General features: G+C 71.6%; 20 protein-coding genes. 9 read left to right on the plus strand and 11 right to left on the minus strand.

Annotated elements, in window-relative coordinates; translation table 11 throughout:
• Positions 1 to 95 precede the first annotated feature (95 nt).
• Positions 96 to 572: a sec-independent translocase gene (locus tag AB0L33_RS11930; protein WP_365680199.1), complete on the plus strand. Its 477-nt coding sequence runs from the start codon at positions 96 to 98 to the stop codon at positions 570 to 572.
• Between the two features lie 116 nt (positions 573 to 688).
• Positions 689 to 1,345 carry a hypothetical protein gene (locus tag AB0L33_RS11935; protein WP_365680201.1) on the plus strand — a complete coding sequence of 219 codons (657 nt, stop codon included), beginning with the start codon at positions 689 to 691 and terminating at the stop codon, positions 1,343 to 1,345.
• Between the two features lie 64 nt (positions 1,346 to 1,409).
• On the opposite strand, the gene AB0L33_RS11940 is transcribed toward AB0L33_RS11935, so the two are convergent.
• The 3 genes from AB0L33_RS11940 to AB0L33_RS11950 are packed head-to-tail and all read right to left on the minus strand — an operon-like array spanning position 1,410 to position 4,406.
• On the minus strand, positions 1,410 to 2,543 hold the full coding sequence (locus AB0L33_RS11940) for an Mrp/NBP35 family ATP-binding protein (RefSeq protein WP_365680203.1): 1,134 nt from the start codon (positions 2,541 to 2,543) through the stop codon (positions 1,410 to 1,412).
• Between the two features lie 44 nt (positions 2,544 to 2,587).
• Complete coding sequence (locus tag AB0L33_RS11945; protein ID WP_365680206.1) at positions 2,588 to 3,142, minus strand: DUF1003 domain-containing protein; 555 nt, start codon at positions 3,140 to 3,142, stop codon at positions 2,588 to 2,590.
• Positions 3,132 to 4,406, minus strand: a complete 1,275-nt coding sequence (locus AB0L33_RS11950; protein ID WP_365680208.1) for a CBS domain-containing protein — start codon at positions 4,404 to 4,406, stop codon at positions 3,132 to 3,134. The genes AB0L33_RS11945 and AB0L33_RS11950 overlap by 11 nt, the downstream gene beginning before the upstream one ends.
• Positions 4,407 to 4,609: 203 nt before the next feature.
• Between AB0L33_RS11950 and AB0L33_RS11955 the strand changes: the two genes are divergently transcribed.
• Positions 4,610 to 5,380 (plus strand): hypothetical protein, encoded by a 771-nt coding sequence (locus AB0L33_RS11955; RefSeq protein WP_365680211.1) that lies wholly within the window; start codon positions 4,610 to 4,612, stop codon positions 5,378 to 5,380.
• Between the two features lie 16 nt (positions 5,381 to 5,396).
• Here the strand turns inward: AB0L33_RS11955 and AB0L33_RS11960 are convergent, their stop codons facing one another.
• Positions 5,397 to 5,912: a hypothetical protein gene (locus AB0L33_RS11960; protein ID WP_365680213.1), complete on the minus strand. Its 516-nt coding sequence runs from the start codon at positions 5,910 to 5,912 to the stop codon at positions 5,397 to 5,399.
• Positions 5,913 to 5,936: 24 nt separating this feature from the next.
• Positions 5,937 to 7,058, minus strand: a complete 1,122-nt coding sequence (locus AB0L33_RS11965; RefSeq protein ID WP_365680215.1) for a magnesium and cobalt transport protein CorA — start codon at positions 7,056 to 7,058, stop codon at positions 5,937 to 5,939.
• Positions 7,059 to 7,461: 403 nt separating this feature from the next.
• On the opposite strand from AB0L33_RS11965, the gene AB0L33_RS11970 reads away from it, so the two are divergent.
• Entirely contained in the window at positions 7,462 to 8,046 is a 585-nt protein-coding gene (locus AB0L33_RS11970) for a suppressor of fused domain protein (protein ID WP_365680217.1), read from the plus strand.
• 5 nt (positions 8,047 to 8,051) lie between these two features.
• Here AB0L33_RS11970 and AB0L33_RS11975 read toward each other — a convergent pair whose 3' ends face one another.
• Positions 8,052 to 9,299, minus strand: coding sequence for an MFS transporter (locus AB0L33_RS11975; protein WP_365680219.1), 1,248 nt, complete (start codon positions 9,297 to 9,299; stop codon positions 8,052 to 8,054).
• A gap of 205 nt (positions 9,300 to 9,504) precedes the next feature.
• Here AB0L33_RS11975 and AB0L33_RS11980 point away from each other — a divergent pair, with 205 nt between their 5' ends.
• The 3 genes from AB0L33_RS11980 (at position 9,505) to AB0L33_RS11990 (ending at position 11,841) form a co-directional block, all read left to right on the plus strand.
• Positions 9,505 to 10,149, plus strand: coding sequence for a DUF6758 family protein (locus AB0L33_RS11980; protein WP_365680221.1), 645 nt, complete (start codon positions 9,505 to 9,507; stop codon positions 10,147 to 10,149).
• 89 nt (positions 10,150 to 10,238) lie between these two features.
• Positions 10,239 to 11,105, plus strand: coding sequence for a PHP domain-containing protein (locus AB0L33_RS11985; protein WP_365680223.1), 867 nt, complete (start codon positions 10,239 to 10,241; stop codon positions 11,103 to 11,105).
• Positions 11,106 to 11,235: 130 nt separating this feature from the next.
• Positions 11,236 to 11,841 carry a MarC family protein gene (locus AB0L33_RS11990; RefSeq protein WP_365680225.1) on the plus strand — a complete coding sequence of 202 codons (606 nt, stop codon included), beginning with the start codon at positions 11,236 to 11,238 and terminating at the stop codon, positions 11,839 to 11,841.
• 90 nt (positions 11,842 to 11,931) lie between these two features.
• Here the strand turns inward: AB0L33_RS11990 and AB0L33_RS11995 are convergent, their stop codons facing one another.
• Positions 11,932 to 12,084, minus strand: coding sequence for a hypothetical protein (locus AB0L33_RS11995; RefSeq protein ID WP_018105503.1), 153 nt, complete (start codon positions 12,082 to 12,084; stop codon positions 11,932 to 11,934).
• A 209-nt stretch (positions 12,085 to 12,293) separates the two neighbouring features.
• Between AB0L33_RS11995 and AB0L33_RS12000 the strand changes: the two genes are divergently transcribed.
• Positions 12,294 to 13,181 carry an NYN domain-containing protein gene (locus AB0L33_RS12000; RefSeq protein ID WP_365680227.1) on the plus strand — a complete coding sequence of 296 codons (888 nt, stop codon included), beginning with the start codon at positions 12,294 to 12,296 and terminating at the stop codon, positions 13,179 to 13,181.
• Positions 13,182 to 13,218: 37 nt separating this feature from the next.
• On the opposite strand, the gene AB0L33_RS12005 is transcribed toward AB0L33_RS12000, so the two are convergent.
• Positions 13,219 to 14,064 (minus strand): alpha/beta fold hydrolase, encoded by an 846-nt coding sequence (locus AB0L33_RS12005; protein ID WP_365680229.1) that lies wholly within the window; start codon positions 14,062 to 14,064, stop codon positions 13,219 to 13,221.
• 94 nt (positions 14,065 to 14,158) lie between these two features.
• Positions 14,159 to 16,060 (minus strand): DEAD/DEAH box helicase, encoded by a 1,902-nt coding sequence (locus AB0L33_RS12010; RefSeq protein ID WP_365680803.1) that lies wholly within the window; start codon positions 16,058 to 16,060, stop codon positions 14,159 to 14,161.
• A 471-nt stretch (positions 16,061 to 16,531) separates the two neighbouring features.
• Between AB0L33_RS12010 and AB0L33_RS12015 the strand changes: the two genes are divergently transcribed.
• The gene (locus tag AB0L33_RS12015) at positions 16,532 to 17,266 is read left to right on the plus strand and encodes a ferritin-like fold-containing protein (RefSeq protein WP_365680231.1); all 735 of its coding nucleotides are present in this window, start codon (positions 16,532 to 16,534) and stop codon (positions 17,264 to 17,266) included.
• Positions 17,267 to 17,292: 26 nt separating this feature from the next.
• Here AB0L33_RS12015 and AB0L33_RS12020 read toward each other — a convergent pair whose 3' ends face one another.
• Together AB0L33_RS12020 and AB0L33_RS12025 are read right to left on the minus strand one after the other, a co-directional pair.
• The gene (locus AB0L33_RS12020) at positions 17,293 to 17,562 is read right to left on the minus strand and encodes a hypothetical protein (RefSeq protein WP_365680233.1); all 270 of its coding nucleotides are present in this window, start codon (positions 17,560 to 17,562) and stop codon (positions 17,293 to 17,295) included.
• A gap of 182 nt (positions 17,563 to 17,744) precedes the next feature.
• Positions 17,745 to 17,972 carry a DUF3107 domain-containing protein gene (locus tag AB0L33_RS12025; RefSeq protein ID WP_185993000.1) on the minus strand — a complete coding sequence of 76 codons (228 nt, stop codon included), beginning with the start codon at positions 17,970 to 17,972 and terminating at the stop codon, positions 17,745 to 17,747.
• Between the last annotated feature and the right edge of the window lie 60 nt (positions 17,973 to 18,032).

Genomic DNA, 18,032 nt, shown 5'->3' on the forward strand with positions numbered 1-18,032 from the left:
CACGGGAAGCTACCGTCCGGACAGATTCGCCGGGTACCGTGTTCGATGTCCGGACCTCATCCGAGCTGGTCGCGGAGAATACGAGGAGCCGCAAGGTGTTCAACGACATAGGCGCACTGGAGCTGCTGACGCTCGCGATTCTCGGCGTGCTCATCTTCGGTCCGGAAAAGCTGCCCAAGGTCATCCAGGACGCCTCCCGCTTCATCCGCAAGATCCGTGAGTTCTCGGAGAGCGCCAAGGAGGACATCCGCACGGAGCTGGGCCCGGAGTTCAAGGACTTCGAGTTCGAGGACCTCAATCCCAAGACGTTCGTCCGCAAGCAGCTCATGGACGGCAACGACGACCTGGGGCTGAAGGAGATCCGCGAGAGCTTCGACCTGCGCAAGGAGATCACCGAGGTCACCGACGCGGTGAACGGACGCTCCACCGCGTCCGTCGAGGCGAAGTCCGGCGTGTCGGGCGGTGCCTCGGTCACGGCCGCGAACGGCTCGAAGGGCGCTCCGGACCTGCTCAAGAAGGGCGAGGAGCCGCCGAAGAACACCCCGCCGCCGTTCGACGCGGACGCCACCTGAGGGCTGCCAATCCCGGGTCGCGCGGACGGTATGGCTATTCTCCATCTGTCCGGTTGTGAGACGCCCGCGGGGGGCGGGCCGCTCCGGACCCACGGATCGAGGAGGCGGCCGGGCTGATGGAGACGACGAGTCGGGTGGGCGCACAGGACGCGCCGGACGCGGTGGAGGCGGTCCGGGCGGCCCGGCTCATGGTGGTCGACGGCTATCTGAACGCCCCGTTCCCCTGGTACGCGCTGGACGAGGCGTTCACCGGTCCGCGCCGGCTGATGCCGCTCGGCACCGCCGCCGACGGCGAGGTGCAGCACGGCTCCATCGGGCACGGCGACGAGCCGTTGGTCCGGGGCGACTCGGGCGCCGACAAGCAGCGGTTCGCGGTCGTGGTGACCGTCGCCAGCAGCCCCGTACGGCGCAGTGGTGACGGCACCGGGGTGCTGGAGGCGACGACGGTGTCCTCCGCGGCCTGGCTGGCCGGTTCCGGGCTGCTGTCCTGCACCTGGCCCCCGCAGCTCGACCACACCCTGCGCGACGACTGGCTGGACCAGCAGACGGAGACCGCGTTCGAGCTCGCCGACGATCTGGACGGCCCCGCCTGGTCGGCGCTGTCCCTGCCGGTCGACGGCGTTCCGGTCCCCTTCCACTACCGCGAGTCCGAGTTCGGCTGGGTGCTCGCCGGCTCCGCGCCCGGCGGGGTGCACATCGGCGCCTACGGGCGCGGGATGAGCGCGTACGGGCTGGGCTTCTCCATGGTCAAGGACATCGAGGCGTACGCGTAACGCACGCGACAACGGCGAAGGCCGGGGCCCGAGGGCCCCGGCCTTCGCCATGTCCGTACGCGGGTCAGAACTTGTTGCGCGGGGTGATGCCCAGCGACATGCCGGACAGGCCGCGCTGACGGCCGCTCAGCTTGCCCGCGATGGTGCGCAGCGCCTTGCCGGCGGGGGAGTCGGGGTCGGAGAGCACGACGGGCTTGCCCTCGTCGCCGCCCTCGCGCAGCCGCACGTCGATCGGGATCGCGCCCAGCACCGGCACCTCGGCGCCGACGGTCTTCGTCAGCCCCTCGGCGACCTTCGCGCCGCCGCCCGAGCCGAAGACGTCGACCATCTCGTCGCAGTGCGGGCACGGCATGCCGGACATGTTCTCGACGACGCCGACGATCTTCTGGTGGGTCTGCACGGCGATCGAACCGGCCCGCTCGGCCACCTCGGCGGCGGCCTGCTGCGGGGTCGTGACGACCAGGATCTCCGCGTTCGGCACGAGCTGCGCCACCGAGATCGCGATGTCACCGGTGCCCGGCGGCAGGTCGAGCAGCAGGACGTCCAGGTCGCCCCAGAAGACGTCGGCCAGGAACTGCTGGAGCGCGCGGTGCAGCATGGGGCCGCGCCAGACCACCGGGGCGTTGCCCGGGGTGAACATGCCGATCGAGATGACCTTCACGCCGTGCGAGGACGGCGGCATGATCATGTTCTCGACCTGGGTGGGCTTCCCGTCCACGCCGAGCATCCGGGGCACGCTGTGACCGTAGATGTCCGCGTCCACGACACCGACCTTGAGCCCGTCCGCCGCCATCGCCGCGGCCAGGTTGACCGTCACCGAGGACTTGCCGACGCCGCCCTTGCCGGAGGCGACCGCGTACACCCGGGTCAGGGAGCCGGGCTTCGCGAAGGGAACCTCGCGCTCCGCCGTGCCGCCGCGCAGCGCCGCCGCGAGGTCCTTGCGCTGCTCGTCGCTCATCACGTCGAGGGTGACGTCGACCCGCGAGACGCCCTCGACGCGGGCCACCGCGTCGGTCACGTTCGACGTGATCGTCTCGCGCATCGGACAGCCGGAGACGGTGAGGTACACCGTGACAGCGACCACACCGTCAGGATCGATGTCGACCGATTTCACCATGCCCAGCTCGGTGATCGGACGGTGGATCTCGGGGTCGTTCACTGTCGCCAGTGCCTCAAGCACCGCGTCTTCCGTAGCCATACGGACGATGGTACGGCGCGTGTAGCTACACGCGGGTAACCTTCTCAGCGGTCTTCGTCACTCTCGGCGGAGAACAGTGCCCGCCGGTCGTCCAGGTCCTTCACCAGGTCCTCCAGCTCGGACCGGATCCAGTCCCGGGTGGCGACCTCGCCGAGGCCCATCCGCAGCGCCGCGATCTCCCTGGTCAGGTACTCGGTGTCGGCGATGGAGCGCTCGTTCTGCTTGCGGTCCTGCTCGTGCGTGACCCGGTCCCGGTCGTCCTGCCTGTTCTGCGCGAGCAGGATCAGCGGAGCCGCGTACGACGCCTGGAGCGACAGCATCAGGGTCAGGAAGATGAACGGGTACTGGTCGAATCTCAGGTGGTCGGGCGCGAAGACGTTCCACGCCACCCACACGATGATGATCAGCGTCATCCAGACGATGAACCGGCCGGTGCCGAGGAAGCGCGCGATGCGCTCCGAGAACCGGCCGAACGCCTCGGGGTCGTACTCCGGAAGCAGCCGCCGGCGCGGAGCCTTCGGCTGGTCGAGCCGGTTCCGCGGCGTACGGGTCAGCGCCGTCGAGCCGTTCGACGCGCGGGCGCGGTCGTCACCGGCCACGGAGCACCCCCTCGCCGCCGTGGAAGTCCGTCTCCCGCCAGTCGTCCGGCAGCAGGTGGTCCAGCACGTCGTCGACGGTCACCGCGCCCAGCAGCGAACCGCTCTCGTCCACTACCGGCACCGACACCAGGTTGTACGCCGCCAGATAGCTGGTCACCACCGACAGCGGGGTGTCCGGCGGCAGCGGCACCAGATCGCTGTCCAGGAGCGAGCTGACCAGGGTGAACGGCGGGTCCCGCAGCAGCCGCTGGAAGTGCACGGTGCCCAGGTACTTGCCCGTCGGCGTCTCGTCCGGCGACCGGCACACGTACACCTGCGCGGCGAGCGCCGGTGACAGGTCCGACTGGCGCACCCGGGCGAGCGCGTCGGCCACCGTGGCGTCCGGGCGCAGGATGACGGGCTCCGTGGTCATGAGGCCGCCCGCGGTGCGCTCCTCGTAGGACATCAGCCGCCGCACGTCGGCCGCGTCGCCCGGGCGCATCAGCGTCAGCAGCCGCTCCTTGTCCTCCTCGGGCAGCTCGGAGAGCAGGTCGGCCGCGTCGTCCGGGTCCATCGCCTCCAGGACGTCCGCCGCGCGCTCCTCCTGGAGCTTGCCGATGATCTCCACCTGGTCGTCCTCGGGCAGCTCCTCCAGGACGTCGGCCAGCCGGTCGTCGTCCAGCGCCGCCGCGACCTCCGCCCGGCGCTTCGGGGTCAGGTGGTGCAGCGCGTTGGCGACGTCGGCGGGGCGCAGCTTCTCGAAGGTGGCCACCAGGGACTCGGCGCCCTGCCCGTGCTCCTCCAGCGAGAAGCCCTTCACCGCCGACCACTCGACGGTCAGCGTCTCGCCCTTGCGGCGCAACGCCCCGCCCCGGCCCTTGCGGACGAAGTACTTGTCGATCTCCCAGTCCCGGCGGGCGGGCAGCTGCTGGATGGCCACGTCCAGGATGGTGACCTCCTCGTCCGTCTCCACCAGGCGCACCCGGCGGTCGAGGAACTCGCCGAGCACCAGGCGTTCGGTGGGCCGCTGTTCGAAGCGCCGCATGTTGACCACGCCCGTGGTGATCACCTGCCCCGACTCCACGCCGGTCACCCGGGTCATCGGCAGGAAGATCCGCCGCCGGCTCACCACCTCGACCACCATGCCGAGCAGCCGGGGCGGGCGGCCGCCGACGCGGAGCATCGCGACCAGGTCGCGCACGCGTCCCACCTGGTCGCCGTTGGGGTCGAAGACCGGCACACCGGACAGGTGCGAGACGAACACCCGGGGCGTCACCGGTGTCATCCCGCACCTCCTCGCTCGCCTCCGGACGGCCGCGGCCGGCCGCTTCCGACAGTTATCGGGCTGTTATGACGTGATCAGGCTAGCCCGTCCCCACGCGGACCGCCCCGGCTGACCGTCCGTACGGCTCCGGGTCCGATGGCGTAGGCCACCCGGGTACGCTGCGGTCTGCCACCCCCACCATGGATACGAGAGGCAGTGCGCCTGTGACCTCTTCCGCCCCGGCCGTACGGGCCCGCCGCCGGAACGCATCCCTCGCCGTCGCGCTGTGCGCGGGGCTGACCGCGGCGCTCACCGCGTGCGGGGGCGAGGACCCGGACGAGGGGACCAACGGCGTCGGCAAGCTCTCCGCGCCGGAGATCGAGAAGAAGGCACGGGGCGCGGCGGACTCCGCCGACGCGGTGCGGCTCGCCGGGACGCTGGTCAGCAAGGGCGGCACTTACAAGATCGACATGCGGCTCAAGGACCGGGGCGGGGCGGGCTCCGTCACCTCGAAGAGCAGCACGTTCACACTGCTGCGGATCGGTGACGAGCTCTATCTCAAGGCCGACGCGGGCTTCTGGAGCCACGACGACGGGGGCGAGGCGGACACCGGCAAGGACGGCGCGGCGGCGGCCGGCAAGCTGGAGGGCAAGTACGTCAAGGTCCCGGAGGGCGACCCCACGTACAAGCAGCTGAGCGGGTTCACCGACAAGAAGGTGCTGCTCGACGGCATGCTCACGCTGCACGGCGAGCTCACCAAGGGCGACCGCGACAAGGTCGCCGGGGTGCGCACGGTGCGGATCATGGGCGGCGAGGGCGCGGGCGGCGCGCTCGACGTGGCGCTGGAGGGCACGCCGTATCCGCTGCGCTTCGCCCGGGGCGGCGGCGGAGGCGTGATCACGCTCGCCGACTGGGGCAAGGACTTCACGCTGAAGGCGCCCGCCAAGGACGAGACTGTCGACTACGGCAAGCAGCTCCCGAAGACCACGTCCTAGACGCGGCCCGGCGAGGCTACTTGCGCAGGGAGCGCTTCAGCAGGCGCGGCAGGCCCGCCGGGACCGGCAGCCGGGTGGTCGCCGTCGTCGGCAGCGGTGCCGCCGCGCCGGAGGTCTCGGGCAGTTCGGTGCGTGCGTCGAGGGGCGTGAGCCGGACGACCCGGCACTCGCGCGCCCAGCGGTCCGTCATCCGCTCCGCGTCCGGCGCGTTCAGCCGCTTGCCCTTCAGCTCGGCGACGGCGGCCTCCCACTCCTCGGAGCGCGGGGCGAGGACGGTGACCGAGGCGGTCCAGGCGACGAGGCGGCCGCCCTTGTCCTTGCTGCGGACGGTGACCTCGGCGGTGGCGCCCTCGGTGAGCCCGGCCGGGAACGGCTGCTCGCCGGGGCCGTCGCCGACGAGGTGGGCGGCGCCCTCGTGCCATACGTGCCACAGCGCCCGCGCCGCCCCGGTGCAGCGCACCCAGACGAGGCCCGATTTCTTCGTGGCCTCCTCGACGAGGGCGGGCCCGAGCAGCGTGTCAGCAGCAGTCATGGGGCAGAGCTTAGTGGCGGACGCTCAGAGCCAGCCGTTGCGCTTGAGCATGCGGTGGATGGAGAAGCAGACCACGCCGATGAAGCCCATCACCATCGGGTAGCCGTACGTCCAGCCCAGCTCCGGCATGTGCTTGAAGTTCATGCCGTAGACCCCGCAGATCATCGTCGGCACGGCGACGATGGCCGCCCAGGACGTGATCTTGCGCATGTCCTCGTTCTGGGCGACGGTCGCCTGCGCCAGGTTGGCCTGGAGGATGGAGTTCAGCAGCTCGTCGAAGCCGATGACCTCTTCCTGGACGCGCACCAGGTGGTCGGCGACGTCCCGGAAGTACTTCTGGATGTCCGGGTCGATCAGCCGCATGGGCCGCTCGCTCAGCAGCTGCATCGGGCGCAGCAGCGGGGAGACGGCCCGCTTGAACTCCAGCACCTCGCGCTTGAGCTGGTAGATCCGCCCGGCGTCCGAGCCCCGCGCGCTTCCCTTGTCCGGGGTGGAGAAGACCTCGATCTCCACCTCGTCGATGTCGTCCTGCACCGCGCCCGCCACCGCGATGTAGCCGTCGACCACGTGGTCGGCGATGGAGTGCAGCACGGCGGAGGGGCCCTTGGCCAGCAGCTCGGGGTCGTCCTCCAGGCGGTGGCGCAGCGCGCGCAGCGAGCCGTGGCCGCCGTGCCGCACGGTGATGACGAAGTCCCGGCCGGTGAAGCACATGACCTCGCCGGTCTCCACGACCTCGCTGGTCGCGGTCAGTTCGGCGTGGTCGACGTAGTGGATGGTCTTGAAGACGGTGAACAGCGTGTCGTCGTACCGCTCCAGCTTCGGGCGCTGGTGGGCGTGGACCGCGTCCTCCACGGCCAGCGGGTGCAGCCCGAACTCCCGGGCGATGCCCGCGAATTCCTCCTCGGTCGGCTCGTGCAGCCCGATCCAGGCGAAGCCGCCCTTCTCCCGGACCCGGAGCATCGCCTCGCGGGCGGTGCGGCAGGTGCCGTCGGTCTCGGCGAGCCGGCGGCCGTCGCGGTAGACCGCGCAGTCGACCACCGCGCTGGACGCCGACGGGTCGCGGGTGGCGTCGTAGCTGTTGTGCAGGGGTGCGCTCTTGCGCAGGGAGGGGCGCACGACGGCGCGCAGGTCACGGATCATCGACATGGCTGGCTCCTTCACGGAGGGCCGTCGTCGGGGGGCGTGGAACAGCCCGGAATGGGGACGTGGACTCACATCCGCAAAGCGGGCGGCACCGCGGCGGCACGATGACGGCGTTCGCTACAGACAGGCAAAAAGACGTGCTCTTCCGTCATGCGACATGCCAGGGCCCGACCGGGTATCAGATCACACGGAGGGGCGTCCGGTGGAAGAGCGGTTGGTACTGCACGATCGACTCGGATCCACCGCAGCCCCACCTCCTCCTGCCGGTCCCCCGTGGGGGATGACGTGGCGCCGGGACTTGAGAGCGACGCTTCAGCGTGCTGTCCCGGCCGACACCCCAGGCTAGCAGCCGGCACAGGGCCAATCCCTTACTTTGCCCGTTCCATACGCGACCTATGCTCGCGGCATGGCAGAAATTCTTGCTCTGGTCGAGGCGCGTCTGCGGACGGCCCTGGGTGAACCGGACGCACGTGCGGCGGTGACGTTTCTCGGGACGGACCGGATCGAGGTGCTCCGGTTCCTCGACGGCGACCTCGTGCGGTACGCCACGCTCGGCATGTCCGCCCAGCCGATGTCCGACCCGACGGCCGTCGTGGCCGACCCGCTGAAGGGCCCGCGTGCCGAACTGGTCCTGTCGGTACGGGGCGGCCTGGCCGACACCGACCAGGTGCTGCGCAAGCTCGCGGTGCTCGCGGCCTCGCCCCAGGTGGAGGGCCTGGTCGTGGCGCCCGGCGCCTCGCTGGACGTCGGCGAACCGCTGTGGCCGGGCGCGCCGTTCACCTCGGTGCTGGTCGCGGAGAGCGGGGGGCTGGTGGAGGATCTGGAACTGGATGCCCCGTTGGAGCCGGTGCGCTTTCTGCCGCTGCTGCCGATGACGCCCAACGAGGCCGCCTGGAAGCGGGTCCGGGGTGCGCAGGAGCTCCAGGAGAAATGGCTGTCGCAGGGGACCGACCTGCGCGATCCCCTGCGGCATTCCGTGGCCCTGGACTGACGTCCTCAGTTGGCGAAGACCGTGACACCGTCCTCCGTGGCGTGCTTCGGCTCCAGCTCCTCCGCCTCGTGGGTGAGCGCGGAGCGCCGTGCCCAGACAACGATCGCGCCGATCAGCGCGGCGACGGCGGCGACCACGAACGGGATGTGGATGTTGCTCCACTCCTCGATCTTCGGGGCGAGGTAGGGCGCCGCGGCGGCGGCGAACCAACGGACGAAGTTGTAGCCGGCGCTGGCCACCGGGCGCGGCGCGTCCGAGACGCCGAGCGCCAGCTCCGTGTACACCGTGTTGTTCATGCCGATCAGCGCGCCGGACACGATGGTGCAGACGATGGCTGTGGTGTGGCTTCCGTAACCGAGGACCACCAGGTCGGCGGCGAGCAGCACCAGCGAGGCGCCGAGCACCTTGAGCGAGCCGAACCGCTGCTGGAGCCGGGGCGCGACGAGCACCGAGAAGACCGCGAGCAGCAGACCCCAGGCGAAGAAGACGGCACCGGACTTGTACGGCGTCATGTTCAGCACGAACGGCGTGAACGCGAGGATCGTGAAGAACGCGTAGTTGTAGAAGAACGCGGACGCCGCGACCGAGGCGAGCCCGCCGTGGCCGAGCGCCTTGACCGGGTCGAGCAGCGAGGTCTTGCGGGCGGGCTTGGGCTGCTCCTTCAGGAACGCCGTGATGCAGACGAAGCCGATCGCCATCAGCGCGGCCGTCCCGAAGAACGGATAGCGCCAGCTGGCGTCCCCGAGCAGGGCGCCGAGCAGCGGCCCGCACGCCATGCCGAGCCCGAGCGCCGACTCGTACAGCAGGATCGCCGCCGAGCTGCCGCCCGCCGCGGCGCCGACGATCACCGCGAGGGCGGTCGAGACGAACAGCGCGTTGCCCAGGCCCCAGCCCGCCCGGAAGCCGACCAGCTCGGCGACGGACGAGGAGGTGCCGGAGAGCGCCGCGAAGACCACCACGAGCGCCAGCCCGGCCAGCAGCGTCTTGCGGCCGCCGATGCGGCTGGAGACGAAGCCGGTCACGAGCATCGCGACGGCGGTGATCAGGAAGTACGAGGTGAAGAGCAGCGACACCTGGCTCGGCGTCGCCTCCAGGCCCTTGGCGATCGACGGCAGGATCGGGTCCACCAGGCCGATGCCCATGAACGCGACGACGGAAGCACCTGCCGTGGCCCAGACGGCCTTGGGCTGGCGCAGGATGCTGACCGGCTCCTGGTTGAACGGATCCTCTCCCGGTACTGCCTCTGACGGCATGGGTCTCTCCCTCTCCACTGGCTCCATCGGATCGATGCGTTATGCACAGAATAAGTTAGAGAAGCTAATGAATGCAAGTTACATCTAAATTCTCCGGTGGCGGCCCGGTGACCGGACGGCGCGCGGGGTAGAGGGCTCTGGGTGTGCGGCGCGCAGGGGTGATCGTCCTTGACGCGGCGGCGGCCGGAGAGGACCGTGGGAAGGTATGAGGGGCGAACCAAGTTGCCCGAAGTGCGGAGGCCGGGTCAGGGCGCCCGGGCTCTTCGCCGACACCTGGCAGTGCGACGACCACGGCAGCGTGCACCCGCTCCAGCCGGTCGTCCCGCCGAGCGTCGAGGCGCTCGGCGTGGTGGTGCACCGGGCGCAGGTCCCCGTATGGATGCCCTGGCCGCTCCCCGTCGGCTGGCTGTTCACCGGCGTCGCCAGTGCCGGGGACGACCGCACCGGCGGACGCGCCACCGCCGTGGCCTGCTCCGGACCCGGACCGCTCGGCGGCATGGGCGAGCTGCTGCTCGTCGCCGAGGAGCTGGGCGTCGGGCTCGGCGCGCGGTACGCGGGCATCGACGGACCGGACCCCGGGCCCCTGCTGCGCGTGGACGGCCCCCCGGACTCCAAGGTGCTCGCCGCCGGACGCCCCACCCCCCTCTGGCACGTCAGGCACGCCCCCGCCGACCGCGCCGTCTTCGCGGGCGAGGCGCGCGGCCTGTGGCTGTGGGCCATCGTCTGGCCCGAGCAGTCCGGGCTGCTCATGTACGACGAGCTGGTGCTCACCGACCTCCGCGACGCCGGGGGAGAGGTGGACCTGGTGCCCTGCGGCGCCCTCACCCCCCGCCTGCTGACGGGCCCCTGACGGCGTCCTTCGCACCGTCCGGATCAAGCTCGCGCGCCGGTTATCCTGGGGTGTCCCCCCGTCCCGCCGCGAGCCCTGGAGTACGAGTCGTGCGCATCGATCTGCACACCCACTCCACCGCATCGGACGGCACGGACACCCCCGCCGAGCTGGTGCGCAATGCCGCCGCCGCGGGCCTGGACGTCGTCGCCCTCACCGACCACGACACCGTGCGCGGCCACGCCGAGGCCGCCGCCGCGCTCCCCGAAGGGCTCACCCTCGTCCCGGGCGCCGAGCTGTCCTGCCGCATCGACGGCGTGGGTCTGCACATGCTGGCGTACCTCTTCGACCCGGACGAGCCGGAGTTCGCCCGCGAGCGCGAGCTGGTGCGCGACGACCGCGTGCCGCGCGCCCGGACCATGGTCCGCAAGCTCCAGGAGCTGGGCGTGCCCCTCACCTGGGAGCAGGTCGCCCGGATCGCCGGAGACGGCTCCGTCGGCCGCCCGCACGTCGCCACCGCCCTCGTGGAGCTCGGCGTCGTCCCGACCGTGTCCGACGCCTTCACGCCCGACTGGCTCGGCGACGGCGGGCGCGCGTACGCGGAGAAGCACGAGCTGGACCCCTTCGACGCCATCCGGCTCGTCAAGGCCGCGGGCGGCGTCACCGTCTTCGCCCACCCGGCCGCCGCCAAGCGGGGTCGTACGGTGCCCGAGGCGCGGATCGCCGAGCTGGCCGCCGCCGGGCTCGACGGCATCGAGGTCGACCACATGGACCACGACGAGCCCACCAGGGCCCGGCTGCGCGCACTCGCCCGCGAGCTGGGGCTGCTGACGACCGGCTCCAGCGACTACCACGGCAGCCGCAAGACCGTGGAGCTCGGCGCGTACACCACGGACCCCGAGATCTACGGCGAGATCACCCGGCGCGCCACGGGGGCCTTCCCGGTGCCGGGCGCCGGCGGACCCGTCACCGCGTAACGGCCCCGGGTCCCACCCGCTCGTTCCTCCTTGTGCCCCACCGCCGTCCGGCATGTCCGGGCGGCGGTGCGGTGCGCCTCCTTCCCGCGGTCACCGCCGCACACCCGCTCACTCCCCACAAGGCTCACCCGTGTTCGACGTCGCTGTCTTCGGATCCCTTTTTCTCACGCTTTTTGTGATTATGGATCCGCCCGGAATCACCCCGATCTTCCTCGCCCTCACCGCCGGCCGGCCCGCCAAGGTGCAGCGCCGCATGGCCCTCCAGGCCGTCGCCGTCGCCTTCGGCGTCATCGCCGTGTTCGGCGTGCTCGGCCAGCAGATCCTGGATTACCTGCACGTCTCCGTACCGGCGCTGATGATCGCCGGCGGGCTGCTCCTGCTGCTCATCGCGCTCGACCTGCTGACCGGCAAGACCGACGAGCCGACGCAGACCAAGGACGTCAACGTCGCCCTCGTACCCCTCGGCATGCCGCTGCTCGCCGGGCCCGGTGCGATCGTCTCGGTGATCCTCGCCGTGCAGCACGCCGACAGCGTGGCGAGCCAGGTCTCCGTCTGGACGGCGATCCTCGCCATGCACATCGTGCTCTGGCTGACCATGCGCTACTCGCTGCTGATCATCCGCGTCATCAAGGACGGCGGCGTCGTGCTCGTCACCAGGCTGGCCGGCATGATGCTGTCCGCCATCGCCGTGCAGCAGATCATCAACGGCGTCACCCAGGTCATCCGGGGCGGCTGACCCGGATCCGGACGCAACGGCGCCCCCGCACGATCTTCCGTGCGGGGGCGCTTCGTCTTCGTTACGACAGCAACTCACATCGGCAAGGTGTTACGAAGCCGGACTTTCGGCCGGGCGGATGTAGATGCGCTGGCCCGTGGCCGCGGCCTGCTGCACGATCCGCTTGACGGAGGCGGCGTCCACGACGGTGCTGTCCACGGCGGTACCGTCGACGTCGTCGAGTCGCATGATCTCGAAGCGCATGGGGCTTCCCTTCGTCTGATCCTCCTGCTGGAGAACTACTGGGAGGACGGTGTCCCGTCCGCAAGGATGAGGGGCGCCAGGCATGTCTGTCGTGCGCCCCACGGTGGGTACAACGGCTTGTCCCCTGCAATCATTCCCTACGCTAAGGAAATTTTTCGGATGTCTAAGTACCGGCCGGTAATCAGGCGCGCGGGCGCGACGGGACGCGCATGAGCGACGTGGAGATCGGCGAGCGGCTGGACCGCACCAACGCCCTGCTGGAACGCGTGCTCGCCGAGGTCTCGAAGACCCCCTCGACCCACGCGATCTTCGTGGACGCGGGCTATGTGTACGCCGCCGCCGGGCTGCTCGTCACCGGCACCGAGGACCGGCGCTCCTTCGACCTCGACGCCGAAGGGCTGATCGAGGCGTTCATCGACAAGGCCCGCACCATCTTCGCGGACAGCAGGCTGCTGCGCGTGTACTGGTACGACGGGGCCAGGCGCCGCATCCACACCACCGAGCAGCAGACCATCGCCGAACTCCCCGACGTCAAGGTCAGACTCGGCAACCTCAACGCCAACAACCAGCAGAAGGGCGTCGACTCACTCATCCGCAGCGACCTGGAATCGCTCGCCCGCCACCGGGCCATCAGCGACGCCGCGCTCGTCGGCGGCGACGAGGACCTGGTCTCCGCCGTCGAGGCGGCCCAGGGCTACGGAGCCCGCGTCCACCTCTGGGGCATCGAGGCGGGGGAGGGGCGCAACCAGGCGGAGCCGCTGCTCTGGGAGGTGGACAGCCAGCGCACCTTCGACCTGGACTTCTGCCGCCCCTATGTGACCAGACGCCCCGTCACCACCTACGAGGAGGACGCCCCGGCGCCCTCCCGCGAGGACGTCCACTTCGTCGGCGCGCAGATCGCGGCGGCCTGGCTCGCCGCGCGCGGCCGGGAGTCCCTGGCCGACCTGCTGCCGGGCCACCCCTTCCTGCCGGGCTCCGTCGACCAGGACCTGCTGCACGAGGCCGAACGCATCCTCCAGCGCTCCCTGCGCGGCCACCCCCCGCTGCGCCGGGCGCTGCGCGACGGCTTCTGGCAGCACCTCCAGTCCCAGTACTGACAGCCGCCGCACCGGGGCGGGCCGGTACGGGGAAGAGCTACAGGCCGTCCCAGAAGGACGCGAGGGCGGCGGCGGTCGCCTGCGGCCGGGCCGTGTTGGGGGAGTGCTCGGCGCCCTCGATCCGGGTCCGGCGCGCCCCGAGCCGGACCGCCATCTCGTCCAGCAACGGCACCGGCCAGACGTCGTCCACCTCGCCGGAGACGACATGGACCGGCAGGCCGGTCGCGGCGAGCCCGGCCACCCGGTCCGGCTCGGTGGCCAGCTGACGGCCCGTCGCGATCAGCTGGGCCGGCCGGTGGAGCAGCCAGCGCCGTCGCAGGTCCTCGCCGCCCGTCTCCGCCTCGGCCGGCGGGTCGAAGGCCCGCATCGCGTCCCAGACGGCACTCATGGTCATCGTGGCCAGCGCGTCACCGAGGATCTTCAGCTTGACCTGCTGCGCCTCGACCACCTCGGCGGGCCCCGAGGACATCAGGGTCAGCGAGCGGAACGGCGACGCGTCCAGCAGGACCGCGGCCCGGCAGAGCTGTCCGCCGAGCGAGTGCCCCAGCAGGTGGACCCCGCCCTCGCCGACGCCGAGCGCGGCCGTCTGGGCGAGCACGTCGCGGGCCAGCTCCTCCTGCGCGTACTCCTGGAGGTCGTCCGTCCCCGGGCTCTCGAACTGCCCGCGCCCGTCCACGGCGACGGCCCGGTAGCCGGCCTCCGCGAGCGGTTCGAGCAGTGCGATGAAGTCCTCCTTGCTGCCGGTGTACCCGGGCACCAGCAGGGCGGTGCCGCGCGGGCTCCCGGAGGGGGCCGCGTCCAGCACGGCGAAGTCGCCGCGCGCGGTGGACAGGGCACGGGCACGGGCGCAGGAGGGCGGGACGAAGGTGGGTGGGCGGCTCATGGCACGAGGTTAATGCGGCGCGCGCGACCGCGAACGACGGGCGGCCCCGGGGAATGAACCCCGGGGCCGCCCGTCGGATGCCGCGTCGGTCCGCTCAGCCCTCGGCCTTCGCGGTGGCGCGCGGTGCCCGGCGCCGGCGCGGCTTGGCCTCGCCGTCGGCGGCAGCGGTCTCCGCGACGGCCTCGGTCTTCGGCTTGGACGCCGTACGCGTACGACGACGGACCGGCTCGGGCTCGGAGATCGGCGCGATCTGGAAGTCGACCTCGTCCTCGACGGGCTTGATCACCCGGCGACGGCGCGGCCGCGTGACGGCGGGCGCCTCCGGCTCGGCCACCGGCGAGGCCTGGGCCACGGTCTCCTCGGCCACCGGCTTGGCGGCGCGGGCCCGGCGGCGACGCGGCTTGGCCTCCTCCTCGGCGGTCGCGGTCTCCGCCACGGCCTCGGCGGCGACGGTCTCCGTCTTCGGCTTGGCGGTCCGGGTCCGGGTGCGCTTCTTCGGCGCGGCCTCGGCCTCCGGCTCGGCCACCACGGCCGCGGGGGCCTCGGCCACGGCGACCGCGGCCTTGGCGGCGACGGCCTCCGCCGCGATGGCCTCCGCCGCACCGGCGCGGGTGCGGCGACGACGGCGCGGGGTGCGCGGGGCGTCGGTCGCGGCCTCCGCGTCGGCCTCGGCGGCCGGTGCGGGCACGGTCGCGGCGCCCTCGGCGAGCGACGCGCCACCACGGGTGCGACGGCGCTGACGCGGGGTGCGCGGGGCCCGCTCCTCGCGGGCGGCCGGCGCGGCGGACTTGCGGCCGCGGCCGCCCGTCTCGCCCAGGTCCTCGATCTCCTCGGCCCCGAGACCGGCGCGGGTGCGCTCGGCACGCGGCAGGACACCCTTGGTGCCGGCCGGGATGTCCAGGTCCTCGTACAGGTGCGGGGAGGTGGAGTACGTCTCGACCGGGTCCGGGAAGGACAGGTCAAGGGCCTTGTTGATCAGCTGCCAGCGCGGGATGTCGTCCCAGTCGACCAGCGTGATCGCGATGCCCTTGGCGCCCGCGCGGCCGGTGCGGCCGATGCGGTGCAGATAGGTCTTCTCGTCCTCGGGGGACTGGTAGTTGATGACGTGCGTCACGCCCTCGACGTCGATGCCGCGGGCGGCCACGTCGGTGCAGACCAGCACGTCGACCTTGCCGTTGCGGAAGGCGCGCAGGGCCTGCTCGCGGGCGCCCTGGCCGAGGTCGCCGTGGACCGCGCCGGAGGCGAAGCCGCGCCGCTCCAGCTGCTCGGCGATGTCCGCGGCGGTGCGCTTGGTGCGGCAGAAGATCATCGCGAGCCCGCGGCCCTCGGCCTGCAGGATGCGCGCGACCATCTCGGGCTTGTCCATCGAGTGGGCGCGGTAGACGTACTGCGCCGTGTTCTTGACGGTCGTGCCCTCGTCGTCGGGCGAGGTGGCGTTGATGTGCGTCGGCTGCGACATGTAGCGGCGGGCGAGCGAGATGACCGCGCCCGGCATGGTGGCCGAGAACAGCATGGTCTGGCGCTTCGCCGGCAGCATCGTGATGATGCGCTCGACGTCGGGCAGGAAGCCCAGGTCCAGCATCTCGTCGGCCTCGTCGAGAACGAGCGCGCGGACCTTGGACAGGTCCAGCTTGCGCTGGCCCGCGAGGTCGAGCAGCCGGCCGGGGGTGCCGACGATCACGTCGACGCCCTTCTTCAGGGCCTCGACCTGCGGCTCGTAGGCGCGGCCGCCGTAGATCGCGAGGACCCGCACGTTGCGCACCTTGCCGGCGGTGAGCAGGTCGTTGGTGACCTGCTGGCACAGCTCGCGGGTGGGCACGACGATGAGGGCCTGCGGGGAGTCGGTCAGCTCCTCCGGCTTCGCGCGGCCCGCCTCGACGTCGGCGAGGACGGTGACGCGCTCGAGGAGCGGGAGGCCGAAGCCGAGCGTCTTGCCGGTGCCGGTCTTGGCCTGGCCGATGACGTCGGAGCCGGAGAGGGCGACCGGGAGCGTCAGCTCCTGGATGGGAAAGGGGGACGTGATGCCGACGGCCTCAAGGGCCTCGGCCGTCTCGGAAAGAATCCCGAGGTCTCGGAACGTAGTCAGGGTGCTGCCTCTTCTGTGAGACGCGGTCCGAGGCGAACGAAGGGGGTCGTACCGTGCCGGGGTTGGTCATCCGGCGGAAATGCCGGGTGGCGCGGGACCACTGCCGTCGCTCGAGCGCTCGTGCCGCTGAGGGGGCCCCTCATCTGCGGTCGTACGTGTGCACGCACCGCGTGGAGGGCTGTCGGGTCGGAGCCGATCGGGCCACCGACCGGGCATCCTCATTCAATTTCGCGCCACGAGCAGATGCAAAGTGCTCAGTAAGCGCATTACCACTGTACCCCGGATCCGCGCATCTGTGTTGGGCGAATTCGTCGGAACGGTGTGACGTCGGTCGTCGGGCGGGACCTTCCGCCGCCGTCCGGGCGGGCTATTCTGCGCTGCATGGAGACGCCTGACAACGCCAACGAAGCCACCGCGACGACCCGAATCGCCGACCAGGACTGGGCCACCGCGTCCGCGCAGCCGCAGTACCGGGCCGCCGTCGTGGATCTGCTGGGCGCCCTCGCCTACGGGGAGCTCGCGGCCTTCGAACGGCTGGCCGAGGACGCCAAGCTGGCGCCGACGCTGGCCGACAAGGCGGAGCTGGCGAAGATGGCGTCCGCCGAGTTCCACCACTTCGAGCAGCTGACCCAGCGGCTGACCGCCATCGAGGTCGAGCCGACCGCCGCCATGGAGCCCTTCGCCCGCGCGCTGGACGACTTCCACCGCCAGACCGCACCGTCGGACTGGCTGGAGGGCCTGGTCAAGGCGTACGTCGGCGACTCGATCGCCAGCGACTTCTACCGGGAGGTCGCGGTCCGCCTGGACTCCGACACCCGCTCGCTCGTCCTGGCCGTGCTGGACGACACGGGCCACGGCAACTTCGCCGTCGAGAAGGTGCGCGCGGCGATCGAGGCGGACCCGCGGGTCGGCGGCCGGCTGGCGCTGTGGGCGCGACGGCTGATGGGCGAGGCGCTGTCGCAGGCGCAGCGCGTGGTCGCGGACCGCGACGCGCTGTCGACGATGCTGGTCGGCGGGGTCGCCGACGGCTTCGACCTGGCGGAGGTGGGCCGGATGTTCTCCCGGATCACCGAGGCGCACACCAAGCGCATGGCCGCGCTGGGGCTGGCCGCGTAGGAGCCGGGGCCGGCCGCGTGAACGGGTCAGGCGGCGGCCGACCGGCTCAGCCGGCGGCTGCGGGGCCGGATCAGCAGGGACACCGTCACGGCGGCGATCAGCACGGCGCCCACCACGACGGCCGCCGCGTGGCCCGGGCCGAGCACCGAGTGCATCAGGGACGCGCCGAACAGGCCGCCGAGCGCTCCCGTGCCGAACACGGTCCGGCGGGCCGGGAGCCGGCCGGGGAGCGAGCGCAGCGCCGCCCAGGAGAGGGCCACTCCGAGCACGACGGCGCTCAAGGTCTCCAGGATCACGGACGATCACCTCGCAGATATGCGGAACGGGTGCTTCGGTCCTGCTGGTACTACCCGTGAGCGACCGCTCACAACCCTCCCGCGCACAGGCTTCGCCCAGCCGACGCACAGCCGGCCCCGGCACCGAATGAGGAGCGGCCCGGCGGAGAACTCCGCCGGGCCGCTCCTCGCGTTCGTACGCTCTACAGCGCGCCGAACCCCACCCGTCGGGTGCTGGGCTCGCCGATCTCCACGTAGGCGATCCGGTCGGCCGGCACCAGGACCTTGCGGCCCTTCTCGTCCGTGAGGCTGAGCAGCTGCGCCTTGCCGGCGAGAGCCTCGGACACCGTGCTCTCGACCTCTTCGGCGGAAAGCCCGCTCTCCAGAACGATCTCCCGGGGCGTGTGCTGCACCCCGATCTTGACCTCCACGGCTATGTCCCTCCGACGGTCAGTCCCTGCGCACTACGCGCCGTACGCAGCACACATTAG

Origin of the sequence: Streptomyces sp. NPDC052299, assembly GCF_040679335.1 — a bacterium.
Classification (GTDB): Bacteria; Actinomycetota; Actinomycetes; order Streptomycetales; family Streptomycetaceae; genus Streptomyces.